At 40.4% G+C, this 19236-nt stretch carries 24 protein-coding genes and 1 riboswitch; of the genes, 18 read left to right on the top strand and 6 right to left on the bottom strand.

Annotation, left to right across the window (positions count from 1 at the left end; translation table 11 throughout):
• Window positions 1-152 precede the first annotated feature (152 nt).
• A complete protein-coding gene (locus K8L98_RS07830) occupies window positions 153-662 on the top strand; it encodes a DinB family protein (protein ID WP_223440909.1) in 510 nt (169 codons plus the stop codon).
• Between the two features lie 351 nt (window positions 663-1013).
• Here K8L98_RS07830 and map read toward each other — a convergent pair whose 3' ends face one another.
• Window positions 1014-1754, bottom strand: a complete 741-nt coding sequence (gene map, locus K8L98_RS07835) for a type I methionyl aminopeptidase (RefSeq protein ID WP_223440912.1) — start codon at window positions 1752-1754, stop codon at window positions 1014-1016.
• A 509-nt stretch (window positions 1755-2263) separates the two neighbouring features.
• On the opposite strand from map, the gene K8L98_RS07840 reads away from it, so the two are divergent.
• The 5 genes from K8L98_RS07840 (at window position 2264) to K8L98_RS07860 (ending at window position 5564) form a co-directional block, all read left to right on the top strand.
• Window positions 2264-2959, top strand: a complete 696-nt coding sequence (locus K8L98_RS07840) for a sigma-70 family RNA polymerase sigma factor (protein WP_223440917.1) — start codon at window positions 2264-2266, stop codon at window positions 2957-2959.
• A 30-nt stretch (window positions 2960-2989) separates the two neighbouring features.
• Window positions 2990-3571 (top strand): ATP-dependent Clp endopeptidase proteolytic subunit ClpP, encoded by a 582-nt coding sequence (gene clpP, locus K8L98_RS07845; protein WP_223440919.1) that lies wholly within the window; start codon window positions 2990-2992, stop codon window positions 3569-3571.
• A 116-nt stretch (window positions 3572-3687) separates the two neighbouring features.
• On the top strand, window positions 3688-4140 hold the full coding sequence (locus K8L98_RS07850; RefSeq protein ID WP_223440921.1) for a GNAT family N-acetyltransferase: 453 nt from the start codon (window positions 3688-3690) through the stop codon (window positions 4138-4140).
• Between the two features lie 165 nt (window positions 4141-4305).
• A complete protein-coding gene (locus tag K8L98_RS07855; RefSeq protein WP_223440924.1) occupies window positions 4306-4683 on the top strand; it encodes a nuclear transport factor 2 family protein in 378 nt (125 codons plus the stop codon).
• Between the two features lie 377 nt (window positions 4684-5060).
• Window positions 5061-5564: an RNA polymerase sigma factor gene (locus tag K8L98_RS07860; protein ID WP_223440926.1), complete on the top strand. Its 504-nt coding sequence runs from the start codon at window positions 5061-5063 to the stop codon at window positions 5562-5564.
• A 203-nt stretch (window positions 5565-5767) separates the two neighbouring features.
• On the opposite strand, the gene K8L98_RS07865 is transcribed toward K8L98_RS07860, so the two are convergent.
• Window positions 5768-6124 carry a VOC family protein gene (locus K8L98_RS07865; protein WP_223440928.1) on the bottom strand — a complete coding sequence of 119 codons (357 nt, stop codon included), beginning with the start codon at window positions 6122-6124 and terminating at the stop codon, window positions 5768-5770.
• A gap of 41 nt (window positions 6125-6165) precedes the next feature.
• The gene (locus K8L98_RS07870) at window positions 6166-6603 is read right to left on the bottom strand and encodes an SgcJ/EcaC family oxidoreductase (RefSeq protein ID WP_223440931.1); all 438 of its coding nucleotides are present in this window, start codon (window positions 6601-6603) and stop codon (window positions 6166-6168) included.
• A 490-nt stretch (window positions 6604-7093) separates the two neighbouring features.
• On the opposite strand from K8L98_RS07870, the gene K8L98_RS07875 reads away from it, so the two are divergent.
• The 10 genes from K8L98_RS07875 (at window position 7094) to K8L98_RS07920 (ending at window position 15227) form a co-directional block, all read left to right on the top strand.
• Window positions 7094-7786, top strand: a complete 693-nt coding sequence (locus K8L98_RS07875) for an aspartate/glutamate racemase family protein (protein WP_223440934.1) — start codon at window positions 7094-7096, stop codon at window positions 7784-7786.
• 281 nt (window positions 7787-8067) lie between these two features.
• Window positions 8068-8466: a peptidoglycan-binding domain-containing protein gene (locus K8L98_RS07880; protein WP_223440937.1), complete on the top strand. Its 399-nt coding sequence runs from the start codon at window positions 8068-8070 to the stop codon at window positions 8464-8466.
• A gap of 220 nt (window positions 8467-8686) precedes the next feature.
• A complete protein-coding gene (gene ssuE / locus K8L98_RS07885; protein ID WP_223440941.1) occupies window positions 8687-9241 on the top strand; it encodes an NADPH-dependent FMN reductase in 555 nt (184 codons plus the stop codon).
• A gap of 23 nt (window positions 9242-9264) precedes the next feature.
• Window positions 9265-9423, top strand: coding sequence for a YezD family protein (locus K8L98_RS07890; protein ID WP_223440946.1), 159 nt, complete (start codon window positions 9265-9267; stop codon window positions 9421-9423).
• 106 nt (window positions 9424-9529) lie between these two features.
• Window positions 9530-10696: an LLM class flavin-dependent oxidoreductase gene (locus K8L98_RS07895; RefSeq protein WP_223440950.1), complete on the top strand. Its 1167-nt coding sequence runs from the start codon at window positions 9530-9532 to the stop codon at window positions 10694-10696.
• Between the two features lie 15 nt (window positions 10697-10711).
• The gene (locus K8L98_RS07900; protein WP_223440952.1) at window positions 10712-11482 is read left to right on the top strand and encodes an ABC transporter ATP-binding protein; all 771 of its coding nucleotides are present in this window, start codon (window positions 10712-10714) and stop codon (window positions 11480-11482) included.
• A gap of 15 nt (window positions 11483-11497) precedes the next feature.
• Window positions 11498-12343 (top strand): ABC transporter permease, encoded by an 846-nt coding sequence (locus K8L98_RS07905; RefSeq protein ID WP_223440954.1) that lies wholly within the window; start codon window positions 11498-11500, stop codon window positions 12341-12343.
• Window positions 12344-12361: 18 nt separating this feature from the next.
• Complete coding sequence (locus K8L98_RS07910) at window positions 12362-13708, top strand: LLM class flavin-dependent oxidoreductase (RefSeq protein WP_223440955.1); 1347 nt, start codon at window positions 12362-12364, stop codon at window positions 13706-13708.
• Window positions 13709-13735: 27 nt separating this feature from the next.
• Window positions 13736-14755, top strand: a complete 1020-nt coding sequence (locus K8L98_RS07915) for an aliphatic sulfonate ABC transporter substrate-binding protein (protein ID WP_223440956.1) — start codon at window positions 13736-13738, stop codon at window positions 14753-14755.
• A gap of 70 nt (window positions 14756-14825) precedes the next feature.
• Entirely contained in the window at window positions 14826-15227 is a 402-nt protein-coding gene (locus tag K8L98_RS07920) for a hypothetical protein (RefSeq protein WP_223440957.1), read from the top strand.
• Window positions 15228-15272: 45 nt separating this feature from the next.
• Here the strand turns inward: K8L98_RS07920 and K8L98_RS07925 are convergent, their stop codons facing one another.
• Window positions 15273-16286, bottom strand: a complete 1014-nt coding sequence (locus K8L98_RS07925) for an aliphatic sulfonate ABC transporter substrate-binding protein (protein ID WP_223440958.1) — start codon at window positions 16284-16286, stop codon at window positions 15273-15275.
• Window positions 16287-16624: 338 nt separating this feature from the next.
• On the opposite strand from K8L98_RS07925, the gene K8L98_RS07930 reads away from it, so the two are divergent.
• Window positions 16625-16912, top strand: coding sequence for a DUF2325 domain-containing protein (locus K8L98_RS07930; RefSeq protein ID WP_223440960.1), 288 nt, complete (start codon window positions 16625-16627; stop codon window positions 16910-16912).
• 145 nt (window positions 16913-17057) lie between these two features.
• A riboswitch (SAM riboswitch) is annotated at window positions 17058-17165 on the top strand.
• A 101-nt stretch (window positions 17166-17266) separates the two neighbouring features.
• A complete protein-coding gene (gene fbpA, locus K8L98_RS07935) occupies window positions 17267-17419 on the top strand; it encodes a Fur-regulated basic protein FbpA (protein WP_223443257.1) in 153 nt (50 codons plus the stop codon).
• A gap of 199 nt (window positions 17420-17618) precedes the next feature.
• Here the strand turns inward: fbpA and K8L98_RS07940 are convergent, their stop codons facing one another.
• Together K8L98_RS07940 and K8L98_RS07945 are read right to left on the bottom strand one after the other, a co-directional pair.
• Window positions 17619-18524, bottom strand: coding sequence for a LolA family protein (locus tag K8L98_RS07940; RefSeq protein ID WP_223440961.1), 906 nt, complete (start codon window positions 18522-18524; stop codon window positions 17619-17621).
• Window positions 18525-19037, bottom strand: a complete 513-nt coding sequence (locus K8L98_RS07945) for an RNA polymerase sigma factor (protein WP_223443260.1) — start codon at window positions 19035-19037, stop codon at window positions 18525-18527.
• Between the last annotated feature and the right edge of the window lie 199 nt (window positions 19038-19236).

Raw genomic sequence — 19236 nt, forward strand, 5'->3', positions numbered from 1 at the left:
TGGATTCCAGTACTATGATTATCGAATCGGAGGCGTTTATTATGACAAATTACAGAACTGGGTTGAAACATATTTAATCAGGGGAAGAATCACCTACTGATCCAAAAACTGTGACTTCTTCTTTTAATAAATGAAGAGAGAGGTTTCATTTAATGAAAAACAGTTCATTAAAATTCTACGATTATCATATTTGGGCAAATAATAAAGTTTTTGCTCATTTGCAAACATTGCCTCAAAACGTTACAACCGAAGAAGTTACTAGCGTATTCGCATCAATAAAAGATACTTTGGTTCATATGTACGTTGTTGATCACGGATGGCTTTCTACTATATTAAGGGATGAAAGTTCCGATATTGATGAGATGAAGGAAAGAGTGATAGTTTTAGCAGAATCAGCTCAAAAACAAGATATTACTGGTTTGCAAAAATTATATGACGATTTATATTTAGAATTTAGACAAGCTTTCAATGAAATCAATGACTTTGATCAAATTGAATCCATCTTTTTTGGTCAATTGGATTGTTCGTACCATGATATGATTACGCACATTGTCAATCATGGAACTTATCACAGAGGAAATATAACGGCTATGTTAAGACAACTTGGATTTACTGGCTGCAATACAGACTATGGTGCATTTCTTTTCGAACAACAAAAATAGTTACAAAGGGAGCTGCTTTTTGAGTAGTGCTTTTTTAGCTTCAATTTTCCACTAGTGTATTGTCAGTTGTATAGTAAAACGAAACATAAATTTAAATGCGCATCTACAACCAAAAATTAACTTTCGTTATTGAACTAATCTGCCCCTTTAGCTCCATAAGAAAAAGAGCTGCCAAAGCAACTCCCTTATTTAAGTGGGTTGATGTGGAATACACCAATCGAATCCTTCTTTTTATAGATGCGAGTAACATTCTTTAAAACTGTTACGAATTTATATGTTACTCCATTTAAGTTTCCTGCACGGTAAGCGAACTACTTATATTAATACGAGTCTTTTCCGTCTATGCTTGAATTAAAGTGTGACAATAATCGGACCATTTTTAGTAAGGATAATCGTATGTTCCAATTGAGCTACATAGCTTTTTTCTGTAGCATAGGTCCAACCGTCTTCTTTTTGGAATACTTCTTCTTCAAAGGTTGAGATAAATGGTTCGAATGCGATAACCATCCCTTCCTTTAATAGTTCATTATCCCATGGATCATTATAATTACAAATATGGTCAGGTGCTTCGTGTATTCTACGTCCAACACCATGTCCTGTAAGGTTTTTGATAACAGTGAATCCATGCTGTCTCGCTGTTTCGAATACTGCTTTTCCGATTCTGCTTTTTTTGGAACCGGGTTTTGCTTTCTTAAGACCTGCTTCAAATGCCTTTTTAGCAACGTCGCATATTTTCGTTAATACTTCTTCTCCTTCTCCTACTACAAATGAGATTCCTGTATCTGCGAAATAACCGTTCTTTGAAGCAGATACATCTATATTTACTAGATCCCCTTCATGAATAACCCGATGACCCGGAATACCATGTGCAACTTCTTCATTAAGACTAATGCAAGTATAGCCAGGAAAATCATATTCACCTTTTGGAGCTGAAACTGCACCTGCTTTTTCTAAAAGTTCTCCGGCTATTTCATCAAGTTCTTTGGTCGTTATGCCAGGAATTGTTCTTTGTACCAATTCATCTCTAATGGAGGCAATAATTTTGCCAATTTCCTTCAAACCATTAAAATCTTCTTCTGTTTTTGCAATCATTTTTTTCCTACCTCATTATCTTTTTTCATCAATAAACTATATAAGTATTAATTGTTCCTTTATTTTCTCGAAAAATAATAGCAATGTAAATTATTTGGTGCAATACCCCCAGCTTGAATTTTTCTTTGATCAAGAAATAGATCACAAAAAGGATCTAGTACATATGACTATACTATTAATTGGATTTACCTTCCACTTTTCTTATAGAGAAAACCTGTCCCTTTAGTTTAAGTACATTTCTTCACAATCTCACACCACATAATTATATCGAATCCTCCACAACCCTGTCCTTTAATGGAATACATATGCGAATTACCCTGCTATTTATAATGCTATTTACTGTTTTCTCTCCTTATACGGAACCCCTTACTAAAACAGAGCCGGTTTTTTTCATCTAAGTGGTCAAAACCAAATGAAATTGTATAAAATAAAAATATATAACCGAACCCGTATCTTTTCATCCCCCTTCATTCGTTTATAAAGCAGAGAGGTTTAAAAGGAGTGAGATCATGCACGGTAACAGGCTGTCAGACATAAAAAAACAGGATTGGCAAGCGTTTGAAATACTTGAGCACTACCCAAAATTACAGCAATATTGCCAGTTTCTGACCCAAAATAAACATGACGGGGAAGATGTAGCCCAGGATGTTATGCTAAAAGCGATTCTTAAATACGAGCAAGAGAAAATAAGTTCTGCCCTTTTGAATAAAATGGCGTACAATCACTGGGTCGATTTGATTCGAAAAAGGAAAAAAGAATCTCTTGGCGAGCTTCCTGAGCTGAGTGCAAGGGATCATGCAGCACGATTGAATGAACTTTCAGAAATGATTGATCATTTAGTGGAGAAGTGTACTCCAAAGCAAGCCGTTCTTTTTCTCCTGAAAGAAGGATTTCAATATCAGGCCAAAGAGCTTGCAGAAATGCTTGAGACGTCCGAGACTTCGATTAAATCCGCTTTGTTCCGTGCAAAGAAACGGTTAGCGAAGGATAAGGATGAGGCTGATTCTTACTGGGACGAGGAAGAACGCGAGCTGCTTTCTGATTTGATGTATACCTCCCTGCAGTTTCAGGACCCATCTCCTTTGCTTCAGGCATTGCCGGAAATTCTTACATTTGATGGTACTGACAGCCCTGCGCTCACACTTGCAAGTGTGCGCCCTTTACCGAGCTTCTCTTCTTCGGCCTCTCTGTGCATGGCTGCATAGCCTGCTAAATCGAAAAGAGGAGGAACTCCAATGAGTACGATTCCATATGTCATTGAACAGTCAGGGCGCGGAGAGCGTTCCTATGATATTTACTCGCGCCTATTGAAGGACCGCATTATCATGATCGGTGATGAAATTAATGATCATGTAGCAAACGTAGTTGTCGCCCAGCTCCTGTTTTTGGCGGCAGAAGATAACGAAAAAGACATATCCATTTATATAAACAGTCCTGGTGGATCAATTACGGCGGGGTTCGCAATTTTTGACACCATGCAATATATCAAGCCGGATGTCAGGACCATCTGCACAGGCATGGCCGCTTCATTCGGAGCGATGCTGCTGTTAGCTGGAACCAAAGGAAAGCGGTTTGCGCTCCCAAACAGCGAAATCATGATCCATCAGCCGCTTGGAGGTGCACGCGGCCAGGCCACTGAAATTGAAATATCCGCCCGCCGCATCCTGAAGCTTCGTGAGCACATCAATAAGATCATCGCTGAACGCACAGGTCAGTCCGTTGAAAAAGTAGCAAGAGATTCTGACCGTGATTATTACATGAGTGCTGCTGAAGCGAAAGAATACGGGATTATTGATGAGATAATTGTTTCGAGATAAGAAGAGAGATACATGACTGCCTATGGGGCGATCATGTATCTTTTTTTTTGAATATATTGAACTTTACGATTGCCAATTGTAAATTAAAGATAAATTCATTTTATGGAGGAGATTAAATGATGTTAAAAATAGTAAAAACAAATGGCAAGAATCAAGATTTTAGAATGCTGGTCAACCAATTAGATTCCGACCTCAACGAAAGGTATGGCGACCTGCAGCAGGAATACGATCAGCACAATAAACTGGATCATATCCATGATGTAATCGTCATTTACAAAAACGATGTTCCTGTGGCCTGCGGCGCCTTCAAAGAATACGATCGTGAAACGATTGAATTAAAACGTATTTTCGTAGGAAAAGAGAATAGAAGACAAGGGTTATCAAAATTAATCATCAGGGAGCTGGAAAAAGCAGGAGATGAAAAAGGGTATTCATACGCCGTGCTTGAAACGGGAACCAAGCAGCATGAGGCCATTCATTTATATATAAATGCCGGATATTCTGAAATCCCAAATTACGGACCTTATATAGGAATGGAAAACAGCATTTGTATGAAGAAAATGATATGAGGTTTTCAACACACTAAACATTACAATTGCTTATATGTATAATTCCTTGTTTTGGTGAATGTTTGTCAAACATCTCATTCTTTTTCCTTGCAGACGTTTACACTCACCTTAATGTAATACCCCCGATCGGATCATGATTCATTTTAATAAAAAGGAGGAAGAATAATGAACTCACATCTAAAAGAACATTTAAAAGAATTAGAGAAAAGCCATACAAGTCTAGAAGTGCGGAAAAGCCGTGAAAAACTGAACAAGATACTTGCGGATGATTTCTTTGAAATAGGCAGTTCTGGTTATATGTTTGATAAAAAAGAATGTCTGGAAAGCGGAGTAATGTTGACAGAGATGACTTTACATAATTACGAAATTTATCCTTTAGCTTCGGATGTTGTATTATCCACCTATTTTATAAACGATAAAACCAGAAAGCGAAATACACTTCGCAGCTCAATCTGGAAATTGATCGACGGCAGGTGGCAATTGTTTTTCCATCAAGGTACTATAACCGATTTGCAGGTAAATGATGTTGAAAAAGGATACTGATTAAATCCTTTTAAAATGTGTACTAGGAATCGCCGATTTTGATCCAAGAAAAATCATGACCCTATAAGAAAAAGGCCAGAATCGGTGGCTCAGATAGATCTAATGCATTGTTTTGACTGCCCCCAGCGACTTGTGACCTTTTAGACCATTATTTTTATATAGTAAGTCAAAAGCGTAGAACCGTTTCCCTTTGCCGACTCCATCAGGAGAGCGGTTTATTTCTTTTTCGACTTAAAAAAGCAGCCTATAGGCAAATCTTAATATTTCTTTAAAAAATCTTAAGAAAAAGTTTCCTTTCAACATGCGATAAGCTGACATATAATCATGACATGGAAAGTTAATTTAACGAGAATACTAGAAAGTCGGGTGAGTCATTCATGCCCCCAGCAGCTATAGTAAGGGAACAGACTGCTTTTAATGATATTTATCAAACTTATTATACGGTGATTTACCGGATTGCACTGCGGATGACAAAGGATCCTCATTTAGCTGAGGATATTGCACAGGAAACCTTTCTTAAGGCTTTTTTGAAGATGGATACGATATTTGAAAACGGGAAGCTGAAAAATTGGCTCTCAGCCATTGCGAGGAGAACGGCGATTGATTTGTTTTTAAGAAAGAAGAGAAACGAGATCTCGATTGAGGAGCAGCTCATAGCGGACGGCAGGGAACAGATAGAGGATACGATTGACTATACGCTGTTAAAAGAGAAGACGAAGCTTCTGGTTTCTGCGCTTAAATCCGATTACAGGGAAATTATGACCCTAAAACTTTTTTTGGAAATGAAAGATCAGGAGATTGCAGAGTATCTTTCTTTGAACCTATCGACTGTTAAAACAAAAATACATAGAGCGCGAAAGGAATTGAAGGCTGCGCTGTAAAAGAGGATGAAAACTCATGGGAGTTCATCCTCTTTTATTTCCTTTGGTGTAGGGTCTAGTTCTATTTCCATTGTGTTTAGAAAGACGACTATCCGGAAATGGATTTCATCTAGGAAAATAGTGATATAACCAAAGCTGAGACCTTTTGTTCACAATTGAATCAAGGTGAACAGTATACGATAAAATACGTTCGGGAAGATGGTTTATTGAATGTGCCTCATTCTACAGAGAACCTCGACAGTAAATCCACCCGGTGCTTTAACATAGAATGTCCAGCCATGCAGCCTTTGCGGGGGTTTCACATCAAACCCATCATCCTTCAAGCGTTGATTGATCTCGTTCACCTGCTCTTCGCCCTCCAGCGAAAAGCCTATATGAAAGCTCTTAGGGTAGCTGACCTGAGTACCTTTCATTAAGGCGAGCAATAACCCGTTGTCGTCGGTCAGTACAGCGAATGAATCGCCATGCGTGCTCTTGGTTTGCAGGTCGAAATATTTCTCCAAGAATTCTCGAGCTGCGTTAACGTCAGTGACCGTGAGATTGAGATGGTTTAGTTTCATTGGTTACACTCCTCTTTTTAGTGATAATATCTTACTCCCCGCTAACGAGGGATTTCTTGGACTAATGTATTCTGTCCAGCAGCGACCATCCACGTTCCCTGTTCTTTGACCATCACGTAAATGGCGAGACTGCCTTGCCCATTTTCTATTATTTTCCCTTCTGAGGTTGTCGGATATTGCCGAATGTGTACAGTAGCCACATCTGGACGTACAAAAATAATGCTATCGACCGTATAACGAGCATATGCGTTACGGAGTGGTCCTGCCAAGATTACTTTGTGCGTTTCATTGATTTGCTTCCAACCAGATAGCTGCACACCGACCACATTGACCCATATGGCGTTTTGAGTGAAGTGACGATCTAATTCGTCTGCATTATGTTGATTAAATGCAGCCTCAATCTCGATGATGGTTTGCCGGATGGCGTTTATTTCTTCCTGCCGATCCTCTGAATTGTAAACTTCGGGTTTGTCAGACATTAACATTCCTCCTCCTATTGTTATTGGGAATTGTTGGTTTCTTTCTATAATGCGGACTTTCTATACTTTCTTTGTGTTAAGTAAATAACTGGTTCTTTAGAGAAACCTTATCAGCATTCAGTCCATTTTTTGGTTAATATTACGATTTATCCCAATTATAAAGGGAGATAAAACTTATCTTAACAGTCAAATGGATGAACTTGCTTCCAACTTTTGCTGTATGAGACTTACTTTATAAATAATTAAACGCAACTCTTTACTCATACATTTTTACAGCTCTTTCACATATTTCAATATATCTGCAATTTGGCGCGTTTATTTAGGAACGCGTCTTTTTCATGTATTGGGCCATTTTTAAGGAATAAGAGAAGGGGTTATACGTTAGTAAATCGAAGTTTATCAGAAGATGTTATGACGCTTATTTGAACAAGAAAACTTGCTTGATGCTGAACAAAGGGAAGAATAACAAAAAAATGGTGGGGGATTTAACATGAAGGTTATTGGACTTATTGGCGGAATGAGTTGGGAATCATCTGTTGAGTATTATCGGATTATTAACGAAGAAGTGAAAAGAAGATTAGGAGGGTTACATTCTGCAAGATGCCTTTTATACAGTGTTGATTTTGAAGAAATTGAGCGTTATCAGTCAGAGGGCGACTGGAAAAAGGCTGGTGAAACATTGGGTGATGTTGCACGTTCTTTGGAAAAAGGGGGAGCAGACTTTATCGTAATTTGTACCAATACCATGCACAAGGTTATTGGTGACATACAGAAAAAAATCAGCATACCTATTTTGCATATTGCAGATGCAGCAGCTAATCAAATTAAAAAGCAAGGAATTAATTCCGTAGGGTTACTTGGCACAAAATATACGATGGAGCAAGACTTTTACAAATCACGCTTAGATTCTAATCGTATAAAGGTTATGGTACCAAATGATAATGAAAGAGAGATCGTAAACAAAGTTATTTATGAAGAGTTATGTTTAGGGAAGGTTCAACAAAAATCAAGGGATTATTATAAAAAGGTTATCCGAGGTTTAATCGAAACTGGCGCTGAAGGTATTATATTAGGCTGTACAGAAATTGGATTATTGATAAAACCGGAGGATTCTGAAGTTCCTCTGTTTGATACAACTTATATACATGCTCTTGAAGCAGTAAATATGTCCTTACGGAAATAGCAAAGTAATGAAGATACCTAAATAATTAATATAATTTACTGATGAAGTGGGTTAAATAAGAATCGCTTTTTTTTGTTTAACTAACCGTTCAGCTGTAGTTTCTGCTTTTTTATTTGGATTTTTAAGAATTGGTTCATTTTTCCTGAAAAAAGTGAAACTTCTTGTCTAGTGACTCGTACCTATAGTACAGTTCTAAAAACTTGGACTCATACATAGTGGAATCAGACATGTGAAGTCGGGTCGGCAGAATTGAATGATCGATTTTTCAGGGGGAAATAAGAATGTCTTTAGATGCAAAAGCGTATTCATGCAATGGAAGAAGTTCATGGTCAGGAAGTTCACGAACGGAAACAGAAGGGTATCAATGGATAATCAATACCTCGGACAAAGGCTATGTCAAATCTGGGGTATCCATTTGCGGAGTAGTCCTGAGCAACACTATTATTGATTTCAGCACTTCCTTTATCGTTAAGAATGGCTATTCAGGCAACAAATCATCTTATGTTGCAAGCATTCAAAGAACGCTTGCATGCCTTGGCTATTCACCGGGCGCTGCTGATGGGATCTTCGGAAGCGGGACAGAACGGGCAGTGAAGGACTTTCAGGCTGACAAAGGCCTTGCTGCTGACGGAATTGTGGGCAAGGATACATATTATTGCTTATCAACTGCCAGATACTAAAAAAGCGTGTTATCCTTCACTGTGAAGGATAACGCGTTTTTTATTGGATAAATTTATAAAAAAAATATAAAAACCTAGTTGACTTATCGGATTAATGTATTATAAAATACAGACAATTAAAAAAATAATTGATTTGCTAATCGGAAAACCGAAGGCTCCAGGTCTTGCTTCAAAGCAAGAATTGGAGCCTTTATGCTTATCAAGGAAAGGATGTTAAAACATGAGTTATATTGTTGCTATTTCGGGAAGTCCGTCGTCAGAATCCAGATCTTCCATTCTGACAAACTACTTGAAGAGGGAAGCTGAGCAGAATGGAATTCAAATAAAAGAAATCTCAGTTCTTGATTTTGAGCCTGATGTTCTGATCCGCGGCATTTACGATCATCCGTCCATTCTGCAGGTTACACAGGAACTAAAGGGGGCAAGCGGTGTCATTATCGTATCGCCCGTTTATAAGGCTGCTTATTCTGGGGCTTTAAAAACCCTGCTGGATCTTCTTCCCCAGGATGTTTTAAAGGATAAACCTGTGTTTCCTCTGATGGTTGGAGGAAGCGGGGCGCATTTGCTTGCGATTGATTATTCATTGAAGCCTCTGCTGGCCGCTTTAAGTGCCCAGACCATATTAAAAGGCGTCTATGTCTTAGATAAGTTTGTGGATAAGTCTGACCCCAGAAACCCAATTAAAGATGAAGAGGTTCAGTCGAAAGTAACCGTTCAATTTAAACAGTTTATAGAAATTGTTTCAAACTTAAGAAGCTCTGCTGAATTGAAGTAAAAAAGAACAGGGAGGAAAAGCGGATGGCTACTATTAACGAGACAAAGGTTCAGCAAATAATAACCGCTCTGAAAAAAATCAATTACGGCTCTGTACTCATTACCATTCACGATGGTGAAATTACGCAGCTTGACAGCACGGAAAAGAGCAGATTCTCAAAGACTAAACCTGTTAAAAGCTGAAAATTGCCTGACAGTCATTCGACCGGTCATCCGGAGAAGACACGAATTCTACTTGTAGAGCGTGTCTTTTTTTATTGAAAAAAAGAATCGAAAGGGATGAATGAGTGTGAGTGATACAGGAAAAGAGGTTGAATTTGGATGGTTTATACCTACAACTGGCGACGGGAAATACATTGGCGTGAAGCCTGAGAAAGAATCAACGGCTGAGTACATGATTGAGGTTGCACAAAAAGCAGAAACGGCGGGTTTTACGTTTGCTCTGATTCCAACGGGAGGCTCATGCCTGGATGCTTGGATTGTAGGTTCCATGATTGCCTCCCATACCAGCATTCTAAAACCTTTAGTAGCTATGCGTCCGGGATTGATTGAGCCGGTGCCTGCAGCAAGGATGGCGGCAACTCTGGACGTTTTATCCAATGGGAGGGCTTTAATAAACATCGTAACTGGCGGGTCTCCAGACGACTTAAAAGCAACAGGAGACCCGTTGGCCAATCATCATGACAAACGCTACGACAGAACACTTGAATTTTTGCAGGTTATAAAAGGACTCTGGAATAACCAAATAGCTGCAGAAGGTAATGAATTTTTAGCAGCGCATGCCAAAAGCAGTGAGAAGGGTCTATTTTTCAAAGGAGACTATTATGCGATTGAAAATGGTGAAAGTCAGCCTGCACCCATTCAGAAACCGCATCCTCCTATTTATTTTGGAGGAAGCTCGCCTGCAGGAAAACGGACTGCTGCTGAAACAGCTGATGTATACCTCATGTGGGCCGAACCCCTTGATTGGATCAAGGAGCAAATAGATGAGGCAGAAAGTCTGGTGAAAAAGGTGAATGAAGAAAAAGGCTTGAACCGCCGGCTTCGGTATGGACTTAGGGCTCAGGTTCTGGTTAGGGAAACGGAGGAGGAGGCGTACCGAGCTGCATGGGAAATTATCAGCAAAGTGGACCAGCGCGCAGTTGATCAATCCAATCAGCGCTTCACGAGAACAGATGCAACGAATCAGAAGAGACAGAATCAGCTGAGAGTGCAATCGGCTGATCAGGATTATTTTGCAGGGCCTAATTTATGGACCGGTCTTTCTTCAGTCAGAGGCGGGGGCTCACTGCTGCTTGTTGGCACTCCGGAACAAGTGTCTGACCGCATACTTGAATATGCAGATCTCGGCATTTCTTCCTTTATTTTATCCGGATATCCTAATCTGGAGGAAGCAGAGATTACCGGGAAACTGCTTTTGCCGCTTGTCAAAGAAAAGCTGAAAGTAAAAGCGTAAAGAAAGGAGAAGGTTATGGCTTTACTTGAAATGAATGATTTAAACAAACGGTTTGAAAGTGAAAAAGGACATACTCATGCGCTGAAAGATATAACGCTATCTGTTAATGACGGTGAGTTTATTACGATCATCGGACCAAGCGGATGCGGCAAAAGCACCATGCTGAAAATTATTGCCGGACTTGATACGGATCTGTCGGGCAGTGTTCAGATCGAGGGGGAAGAAGTAAAAGGACCGAGTATTGACAAAGGGTTTATCTTTCAGGAACCGAGACTTTTTCCATGGTACACGGTTGAGAAAAACATAGCAGCCAATTACTCGCTTCATGAAAGAGAGACGTGGAAAAAAGTAAAGGAGCTGATTCAGCTTGTAAAGCTGGATGGGTTTGAAAAAGCCTATCCTAAGGAGCTGTCAGGCGGAATGGCACAGCGTGCTGCGATTGCAAGGGCCCTGCTTAGAAATCCAAAAGTGCTTTTGCTCGATGAGCCGTTTGGAGCGCTTGACGCTTTTACAAGATCCCATATGCAGGAAGTGCTTCTTGATATATGGCAAAAGAACCGGACAACGATGCTCTTTGTGACACATGATATCGATGAAGCTATCTATCTCGGCGACAGGGTCGTCATTATGAACGCAAGACCGGGTTCCATCCGAAAAACGGTGACGATTGATCTGCCGCATCCAAGAAAAAAAACAAGCCGCCCGTTTCAGGAATACCGCCAGCTTATTTTAAATGAGTTTGAAAAAACGGAAGAGCTTGAGCTGCTGAACAGTGCAGGTATCTAGTGAGGTGAATAGGAGATGAGTCAAAAAGCTTTATGGATATTTACACCAGCCTCCAAGCAGGGGAATAAAGGCTTCTTAACAAAACAAAAGAAGAAAAAGGCTCAAACCAGTTCTTTTATGAGGGGATTATTGTTTCCCGCTGCCATACTCGTCATATGGGAGCTTGCAGGTTATCTGGGAGTCATTTCTCAAACTTTGCTGCCGAGGCCAACGGACATTTTTGTTTCATTTATTGATCTGCTGACAACAGGCAATCTGATCTATCATTTTCAGGTCAGTTTACTCCGTGCTTTGGGGGGATTTCTGATTGGAGGAACACTCGGGCTTCTTGCCGGTCTTCTAGTTGGCTTTTCAAGTAAAACAGAACAGACATTGGATCCGACCATGCAGATGCTGAGAACCATTCCAACACTTGCTGTGATCCCTCTGTTTATCTTGTGGTTCGGGTTCGGGGAAGTTTCCAAGCTGCTTTTAATTGCCAAAGGTGCTTTTTTTCCGCTCTATGTAAATACTTTTCTAGGGATCCGGAGTGTAGATACAAAAATGTTTGAAGTGGCCAAGGTATTGGAATTCAGCAGATGGAAACAAATTAAAAATTTGGTGCTGCCATCAGCTCTCCCTAATATTCTGCTTGGCTTGCGTCTTGCTCTCGGTGCAGCCTGGCTCGCTTTGGTAGCTGCGGAACTGATGGGCTCGAGTGAAGGAATCGGCTATCTGATTACAGATGCCAGACAATTTTCTCAAACAACGGTCGTTTTCGTGGGAATAATCATTTTTGCCGTTTTTGGAAAGGCTTCGGATTCTTTTGTCAGGTTCTTTGAGAGAAGACTGCTTAAATGGCGGGACAGCTATAAAGGCTAATACTTAAGGGGGATAATAATGGCGGAGCGAAAAAAGCGGAAAATGCATTTGAATTTGTTTCTGACAAGCATGGGTCATCATGAGGCAGCGTGGAGGCATCCGTCCTCTGAGATAGGACGGATTCATGATATCGGCTATTATCGCGAGATTGTCCAAAAGGCAGAAGCAGCCAAGCTTGATTCTATTTTTCTGGCAGACAGGTATTCTGTTTCTAAACAAGCGGTTAAATTTGGGGAGCTTGGAGGCGGGGGCCTGGAACCTCTTACTCTCTTATCGGCTCTCGCGGCCGTGACAGAAAAAATCGGCCTGATTGCCACCGTATCCACCTCTTTCAATGAACCTTTTAACGTAGCAAGAAGGTTTTCTTCTCTTGATCACATCAGCAAAGGAAGAGCCGGGTGGAATGTGATTACTTCAGGCACAGATGAGGAGGCGGTCAATTTCAATTTTGACCGCATTCCGCCTCATGCAGAAAGGTACAGGCGTGCAAAAGAATTTATGGATGTGGCCATCAAGCTGTGGGGCAGCTGGGAAGAAGGAGCACTTTTAAAAGATAAAGATTCAGGCATTTATGCAGATCATGAAAAAGTGCATGAAATTCAACACAGAGGCAATTATTTCTCGGTGAAAGGCCCTTTGAACAGTTCCCGTTCTCCTCAGGGTCAGCCCGTCATCGTACAGGCCGGTTCCTCAAAGAATGGAATTGATTTTGCGGCACAATATGCGGAAGCCGTTTTTACTGCCCAGCAGTCGCTGACAGAGGCTAAAGGATTTTATCAAGCCATAAAAGCAAAGGCTCTGGAATATGGTCGGTCCCAGAATGAAATCATTATCCTTCCCGGAATTTGCCCGATTATCGGCAGAACAGAAGCAGAAGCGAAGGAAAAGGAAGCAAAGCTGCATGAATTAACGAATCCAGAGTACAGCCTGATTCAGCTTTCAAACCGAATTGGGATTGATTTGACAGGCTATCCGCTTGACGGACCTCTTCCTCGGCTGCCTGACATCAGTGATATTCAGGGCCATAAAAGCAGGACACAGCTAATTGTGAGTTTAGCAGAAAAAGAGAAGCTGACAATTAGAGAGCTGCTGCTTCGTCTTGCAGGAGGGCGCGGTCACTTCACGATAGCAGGAACGGCAGAGCAGATCGCAGATGAACTGGAATTGTGGTTTGAAAATGGTGCAGCAGATGGCTTTAACATCATGCCGCAGCTGATGAGTGAAGGTTTTGATGACTTTATTCAGTTTGTTGTACCGGAGCTTCAGCGAAGAAGTCTTTTCAGAACGGAATATGAAAGCCATACATTGCGGGGGAATCTGGGTCTTTCGTTTCCGGAAAAACAACAAAAAATACGAAACTATTAGTTGTTCATTAGAGAGGAGCATGTATTCATGAAATCTGCAGCCAGCCTTGGAAAATGGGGAATTTTTTTAAGTTTACTAATGGTCATCCAGCTTTTTCTTACAGGGTGCGGCTCAGAAACGAGCTCTGCTGAAGAAGAAAAAGCCCCTTCTGCCGGTCAAAAAACGGTGGTTCACATTGGAGTTCAGGGAAGTACAGGGATTTTGCCATATGCACGGGAAAAAAAATCGTTTGAAAAGGCTTTTGAAAAAGCAGGGGCAGCAGTAGAGTGGCATGAATTTGCAAGCGGCCCGCCGCATTTTGAAGCACTTGCTTCAGGAAGACTGGATTTTGGGGCAACTGGAGGGACACCGCTGATAGCAGGACAATCAGGAGGTGTTGATTTTAAAGCCATAGCGGTAACAACAGACGGTAAAAAAGGAAACTCAATCGTTGTTCCAAAAGGAAGTGCTGTTAATGAACTAAAGGATTTAAAAGGGAAGAAGATTGCAGTAGCAAAAGGTAGCAGTGCCTACAATTTCTTATATATGGCGCTTGAGCGGGCAGGATTAAAAGATGAAGACATTAAACTGGTTCAGCTTCAGCCGGATGAAGCGCGGCCAGCGCTCGATAATGGCTCAATTGATGCATGGTCTACATGGGAGCCATACGTGACGACGGCCGTATTTCAAACAGGAGCGGATGTCCTCGTCAGTGGGGCAGACTTAAATATCAATGCCCCAGGCTTTCTGATTGCACGTACAGGTTTTACGGAAGAGCATCCGGAACTGACTGTTCTCTTTCTGAAAACATATGAAGAGGTCAGAAAGCACTTTACTGAAAATCTAGATGAAGTATCGCAGGAAATAGCAGATGCAGAAGGAGTGGACGTAGACATTATTTCAACTGTCCTGAAAAATTCTGAACCTATCCTATCTCCTGCAACAGATGAATTTAAAAAAGCGCACCAGGATCAAGCTGATTTTCTTTTTGAAGCGGGAGGTATTCATAAAAAACTTGATACCTCTGAAGTCATAGAGAATCGCTACATTGAAGAAGCCTTGAAATAAGATGAATGCGGGAAATGAGAGTATGCTTTTATCAGCATCCTCTTTTTTCTATATAAATGGAGGGAAACAAATGAAGGATCTTTTGTTTGTTATTGGCCCTTTGATAGGTGAGCGGAAGATGAAATCGTTCTGGACCAATTTGGCTGAAAAAGGATGCAGGGCAAAATCAGTTTATCTTTGTGATTTTCACCCGGATGTTCTTTTTAACCCCCAGTACGGTCATCCGAAATTCCGTCATTTAATAGATGGAATAAACTCCTCAAGAGTCGTCATACTCGCGGTTCCAAAACAGTTCCTGCCTTCTTTTTATGCGATGCAATCCATCCTTGAAGCTTTACCTGCTGAGATTTTTAAAGGAAAGCTGCTGATGCCTGTGTTTTCACCTGCAGAGGAGAATGAAGACATTCCGGAAAAGATCATGCGTCTGATTAGCCGTTTTCATGAAACAATTATTATAGAAGAAAGCAGATAAAGGCCCTCCTTGAAGTTAAAGGAGGGTTTCATTTTTCATATAGGCTTACTCATATTCCTTTAATACTTTTTCAATGAATGAATTATCCACTACTTCCGAGACGTTCAGTTCTTTTTTCAGTCCTCCGAGTTCGAGCAGAAGATCAGCAGTGCTTTGCTGTTCATTTATGATGCTCTCATCGATCGGTGAGTTTGCAGGCACGGAGTTTTCAAGAACTTTTCGGATCACTACTTTATCCGTTTTCTTAAGTTCAGAATAAATCGCAATTGCTTCTTCTTGGTTTTCATTTTGCCATCTCGTTGCTTTTTCTGAAACTTTCAGATAAAGCTCAACAAGTTCAGGATGTTCATCAGCAAATTGAGTGCGTACGATTTGAAAGCCAGGGCTGAAGGTGCCGATCGCTTTTCCGTTCGAGAGAACTCTTGCTTCATTTTTTACAACTTGGATGGACTGATAAGGCTCCCAAATCGCCCAGGCGTCTACTTTATTCGTTTCAAAAGCAGCCTGCGCTTCATCAGGCTGAAGCTGAATGATCTGTATTTCAGATGGATCCATGCCTTCCTTTTCAAGGAAGCGGTACAGCAATCCAAATGCGCTGCTTCCTTTGGCAACCGCTACTTTTTTTCCCTTTAAATCCTCTGGTTTTTGAATAGGGCTATCTTTATGGACAAGAATAGCATCCCCTTTTTCTCCGGTGCTTGCTGATGCGATTTCTTTAAACGGAATATCAGCACCCTGGCCGGATAGGACCGGAATATTGCCGACCCTCCCAAAATCAATCCTTCCTGATGCAATGGCTTCAAAATAGGAGGGGCCGCTTTGAAATTCGACCCATTTAACTTTTGCGCCAGCCTTATTGAATTCTTCCTCAAACCAGCCTTTATGCTTTGCAAGCAAAATAGGCCAGATGCTTTGCTGAATACCGATATTGACCGTTATACCCTCTTTCTTTGATTCGCTGTTCTCTATTGAACCAGCTGATTTAGACCCGCACCCAGAAAGAAGGGTGAGCAGCATAAAGAAAATCAAGTACCCAGTAAAACGATTCGTTCTTTTCATATTCATCCCCCTAGAAGATATGTTGAAATAGTAACTCATTTTCACTTCCTTTTCTCCGCTGAAACAGGAAAGGCCCTATCTAACAGCATAAAGATGCTGCTAGACAGGGCCTTCGGTTGACAGATCGGCTTATGTATGAATATATATCCATGTTAATACTTACTATTCCGATTTGTCAAGTGTGATTTATTTTCAAATCACATTGATAAATCAGAATATTCGGAGTAAAATAATAACAATAACTGAAAACGTCGACCAGACTGCTGGAGGCTTTCGTTCCTGTTTATTTTTCTCACAGAATGAAAGCCTCTTCGTCTATACAAAAGGAGGATGCTGTTATGAAGTATTTGCTGATTGCAGGCGGGGATCGCATCGAGCCCATCGTGGCGAGACTTGCGCAGGAAGGGGTAAAGGTGATTTCTCATCTGGACGGAAGAAAACCCAAGATGACCGTCAAAGAAATTCCATGCAAAGTGGAGGTGGTACTCATACTCACCGATTACATCAATCACAATCTCTCCACGATTGTAAAAAGAAAGGCTCAGGAGAAGGCGATTCCTGTTTTTTTCTCGAAACGCTCATGGACCTCCATATCCTGTGAATTGAAAAAAATCATGACAGCGTAGTCTAATTATGCATTAAAACCAACTTGACACATATGATTAATTAGTATTAAAATAAAATCAGAAAAATCGCTGATCGGTCGACCGAAAGCTCATACCAATAGGTATGGGTTATTTTTGTGGGGACACTATGGTCTAATAGAAATTCTTCTTATCAAGAGAGGCGGAGGGAATGGCCCGATGAAGTCTCAGCAGCAGCTTCTACGTGTGAAGACTGTGCTAAATCCATCAAGCTTCAGTGCTTGGAAGATGAGAAGGGGCACGTTCATTTTAAATGAACCCTCTTCTTTGTAATCAGAAGGGGGTATTATTTATTCCCCCTTATATTAAGAAAAAGGGGTGTCTGAATTGGGAAACATGATTCGTCAGGCTATTGAAAAAAGAAAAAAACATCTCATCGGCAAACTGCTTAGCAACGGTATTTATAAGAAGAATGATTTACATTTATTTGAGCTGACTTTAACGGAGCTTGAGGAGGAATTCAAGCGGATTTTAAACGTGCAAAATTAAATGAGAGTGTTCCAAAAGTCTAACTTTTGGTCACCCTGGCAGACTGGCAGCTTACCTCAGCTGTGATAGAAATAACTATCATACAAACCAAAACCACTTAAATCATGCAAAGAAAAAAGCTGAATCAAAAGTGTCGTTTTTAAAACGGCCTTTTGATTCAGCCTTTTGAACAGGTTTGAACCCGAGATATTATTAATCTTTACTGCTCGCTTCCTTCATCTGTTTCCTCAATCGGACTATTGAACTCTTCAATGATTTCTGCACCTACAGGCGGTTCAAGTTTAAATAATCCATGATTTTTTTCATATTCCTTTACTTCAAACTGGATGACTTTAGGCTGATCATCGATTGCTTTCCCCTCAGCCACAAGCATTTCTTTCACCACATATCCTGTTTCTTTATCAAACCAGAACTCAACGGTCCTATCAGCACTATAGGTAATTTGATAACGGTCAGCCTTTCGTCCAGCGATCGTCGTTTCCCCTAAACTCTTTATCTGATCAGGATCTAATTCATTTAGAATGTCTTGTGTATATTGAGAAGCTGTTAAAAGCAGTTCAGTAATAGTAAATGTGTTCTCTTTTTTATCGTAACTTTTCTGGAACTTTCCATTTACAACTGTCACATTCCCGTTCTCATATTCCCGTCTTTCTTTTCTTCCTGAAACGTACTGCTTACTCCTGTCATCAAAAACAATATAAATAATCAGCTCTGTTTCCTTCTTCTTTTTATCCTCATCCTTATGCTCCAATGGTTTGTCCATTTCTAAAAACTTGTCTCTGATTAACTCATTGAGCGCTCTTTCTATCGCTGCTTTGACAGGAGGTGTGTTCCAGGCTGCAAGACACAGGATGAAGAGGGATGCACAAATGAGTGCTGCGCGTTTTAAGTATTTATATGGAATTGGCTGTTGCTTTTTCTTTTGAGGAAGCATGACCTCTTTATCTTCGAGAATGATGTCCAAAGCTTCTTCAAGCTGCAGAAATTGTTCAAAGGATTCTGAGCATTCTTCGCATTCTTCAATGTGCTCAAGCAGGGCATCCTGTTCCGGCTCTGACAGCTGATCAAAGATAAGAATTTTTTCCTGGCATTTTTCGCAGTTCATTTATAGCACCCCCTTACTTTTAAGAGCGTCCATTAATTTCTTGCGGCCCCTAAATACTCTTGTCTTTACTTTTGCAAGTGAAATTTTAAGGCTTGCGGCTATTTCTTCGTATGAACGGCCTTGATTTCTTAAGATGAGAATATTCTTTGTTTCTTGATCTAGTGTCTGAAAAACTTCTTTAACCTCGCCGATCATTTCTTTCGACAGAAATGCCCGTTCAGGTGTTTCGGTGTTGATGCTGATGTTGTGCTTGTATTCTTCACTCACATGCTGTACAGTGTCCTGATTTCGTTTCATTTTTCGTAAATGGTCATAGGTTGTGTTTTTTGACAAAATCGTAACCCAAGCTTCGATATTTTCAGGATATTCTTTCTCTTTGTCTGAAAAGTACCGAAAGATTTTAATTGAAGCATCTTGAAGGATGTCGTCGACTAGAGAAGAATTCTTGATTAACTTCCTGATGGTTTTCTCCATTCTTGGACGGTGCGCTTCAATCAGCTTTTCAACATTCACTGTTTCCAATCTTCCCACCCTTTTTCCATACTGAATTGACGTCTCATATTACGATTAGTTTCAAAAATATGTAAAATAAATCATAAAAAATCCAAACCTCTGTCATTATAACAAAGGAAAGCGTGTCCAAATGAAATTATTTTATGATAATGGAAACTTTTTCCCTGATGGTTCGTATTACAATTGAATACATAAATCG

This window comes from Metabacillus dongyingensis (assembly GCF_019933155.2).
GTDB lineage: Bacteria > Bacillota > Bacilli > Bacillales > Bacillaceae > Bacillus_P > Bacillus_P dongyingensis.

What these genes read in the sequence shown, in the direction of transcription:
- K8L98_RS07925 (WP_223440958.1), bottom strand. Translation starts at nt 16,286, where the DNA reads ATGAAAAGAACGAATCGTTTTACTGGGTACTTGATTTTCTTTATGCTG.
- K8L98_RS07920 (WP_223440957.1), top strand. Translation starts at nt 14,826, where the DNA reads ATGAAGGATCTTTTGTTTGTTATTGGCCCTTTGATAGGTGAGCGGAAG.
- K8L98_RS07890 (WP_223440946.1), top strand. Translation starts at nt 9,265, where the DNA reads ATGGCTACTATTAACGAGACAAAGGTTCAGCAAATAATAACCGCTCTG.
- K8L98_RS07900 (WP_223440952.1), top strand. Translation starts at nt 10,712, where the DNA reads ATGGCTTTACTTGAAATGAATGATTTAAACAAACGGTTTGAAAGTGAA.
- K8L98_RS07910 (WP_223440955.1), top strand. Translation starts at nt 12,362, where the DNA reads ATGGCGGAGCGAAAAAAGCGGAAAATGCATTTGAATTTGTTTCTGACA.
- fbpA (WP_223443257.1), top strand. Translation starts at nt 17,267, where the DNA reads ATGATTCGTCAGGCTATTGAAAAAAGAAAAAAACATCTCATCGGCAAA.
- clpP (WP_223440919.1), top strand. Translation starts at nt 2,990, where the DNA reads ATGAGTACGATTCCATATGTCATTGAACAGTCAGGGCGCGGAGAGCGT.
- K8L98_RS07855 (WP_223440924.1), top strand. Translation starts at nt 4,306, where the DNA reads ATGAACTCACATCTAAAAGAACATTTAAAAGAATTAGAGAAAAGCCAT.
- K8L98_RS07905 (WP_223440954.1), top strand. Translation starts at nt 11,498, where the DNA reads ATGAGTCAAAAAGCTTTATGGATATTTACACCAGCCTCCAAGCAGGGG.
- K8L98_RS07840 (WP_223440917.1), top strand. Translation starts at nt 2,264, where the DNA reads ATGCACGGTAACAGGCTGTCAGACATAAAAAAACAGGATTGGCAAGCG.
- K8L98_RS07850 (WP_223440921.1), top strand. Translation starts at nt 3,688, where the DNA reads ATGATGTTAAAAATAGTAAAAACAAATGGCAAGAATCAAGATTTTAGA.
- K8L98_RS07880 (WP_223440937.1), top strand. Translation starts at nt 8,068, where the DNA reads ATGTCTTTAGATGCAAAAGCGTATTCATGCAATGGAAGAAGTTCATGG.
- K8L98_RS07940 (WP_223440961.1), bottom strand. Translation starts at nt 18,524, where the DNA reads ATGAACTGCGAAAAATGCCAGGAAAAAATTCTTATCTTTGATCAGCTG.
- K8L98_RS07830 (WP_223440909.1), top strand. Translation starts at nt 153, where the DNA reads ATGAAAAACAGTTCATTAAAATTCTACGATTATCATATTTGGGCAAAT.
- ssuE (WP_223440941.1), top strand. Translation starts at nt 8,687, where the DNA reads ATGAGTTATATTGTTGCTATTTCGGGAAGTCCGTCGTCAGAATCCAGA.
- K8L98_RS07930 (WP_223440960.1), top strand. Translation starts at nt 16,625, where the DNA reads ATGAAGTATTTGCTGATTGCAGGCGGGGATCGCATCGAGCCCATCGTG.
- K8L98_RS07875 (WP_223440934.1), top strand. Translation starts at nt 7,094, where the DNA reads ATGAAGGTTATTGGACTTATTGGCGGAATGAGTTGGGAATCATCTGTT.
- K8L98_RS07865 (WP_223440928.1), bottom strand. Translation starts at nt 6,124, where the DNA reads ATGAAACTAAACCATCTCAATCTCACGGTCACTGACGTTAACGCAGCT.
- K8L98_RS07870 (WP_223440931.1), bottom strand. Translation starts at nt 6,603, where the DNA reads ATGTCTGACAAACCCGAAGTTTACAATTCAGAGGATCGGCAGGAAGAA.
- K8L98_RS07915 (WP_223440956.1), top strand. Translation starts at nt 13,736, where the DNA reads ATGAAATCTGCAGCCAGCCTTGGAAAATGGGGAATTTTTTTAAGTTTA.
- map (WP_223440912.1), bottom strand. Translation starts at nt 1,754, where the DNA reads ATGATTGCAAAAACAGAAGAAGATTTTAATGGTTTGAAGGAAATTGGC.
- K8L98_RS07860 (WP_223440926.1), top strand. Translation starts at nt 5,061, where the DNA reads ATGCCCCCAGCAGCTATAGTAAGGGAACAGACTGCTTTTAATGATATT.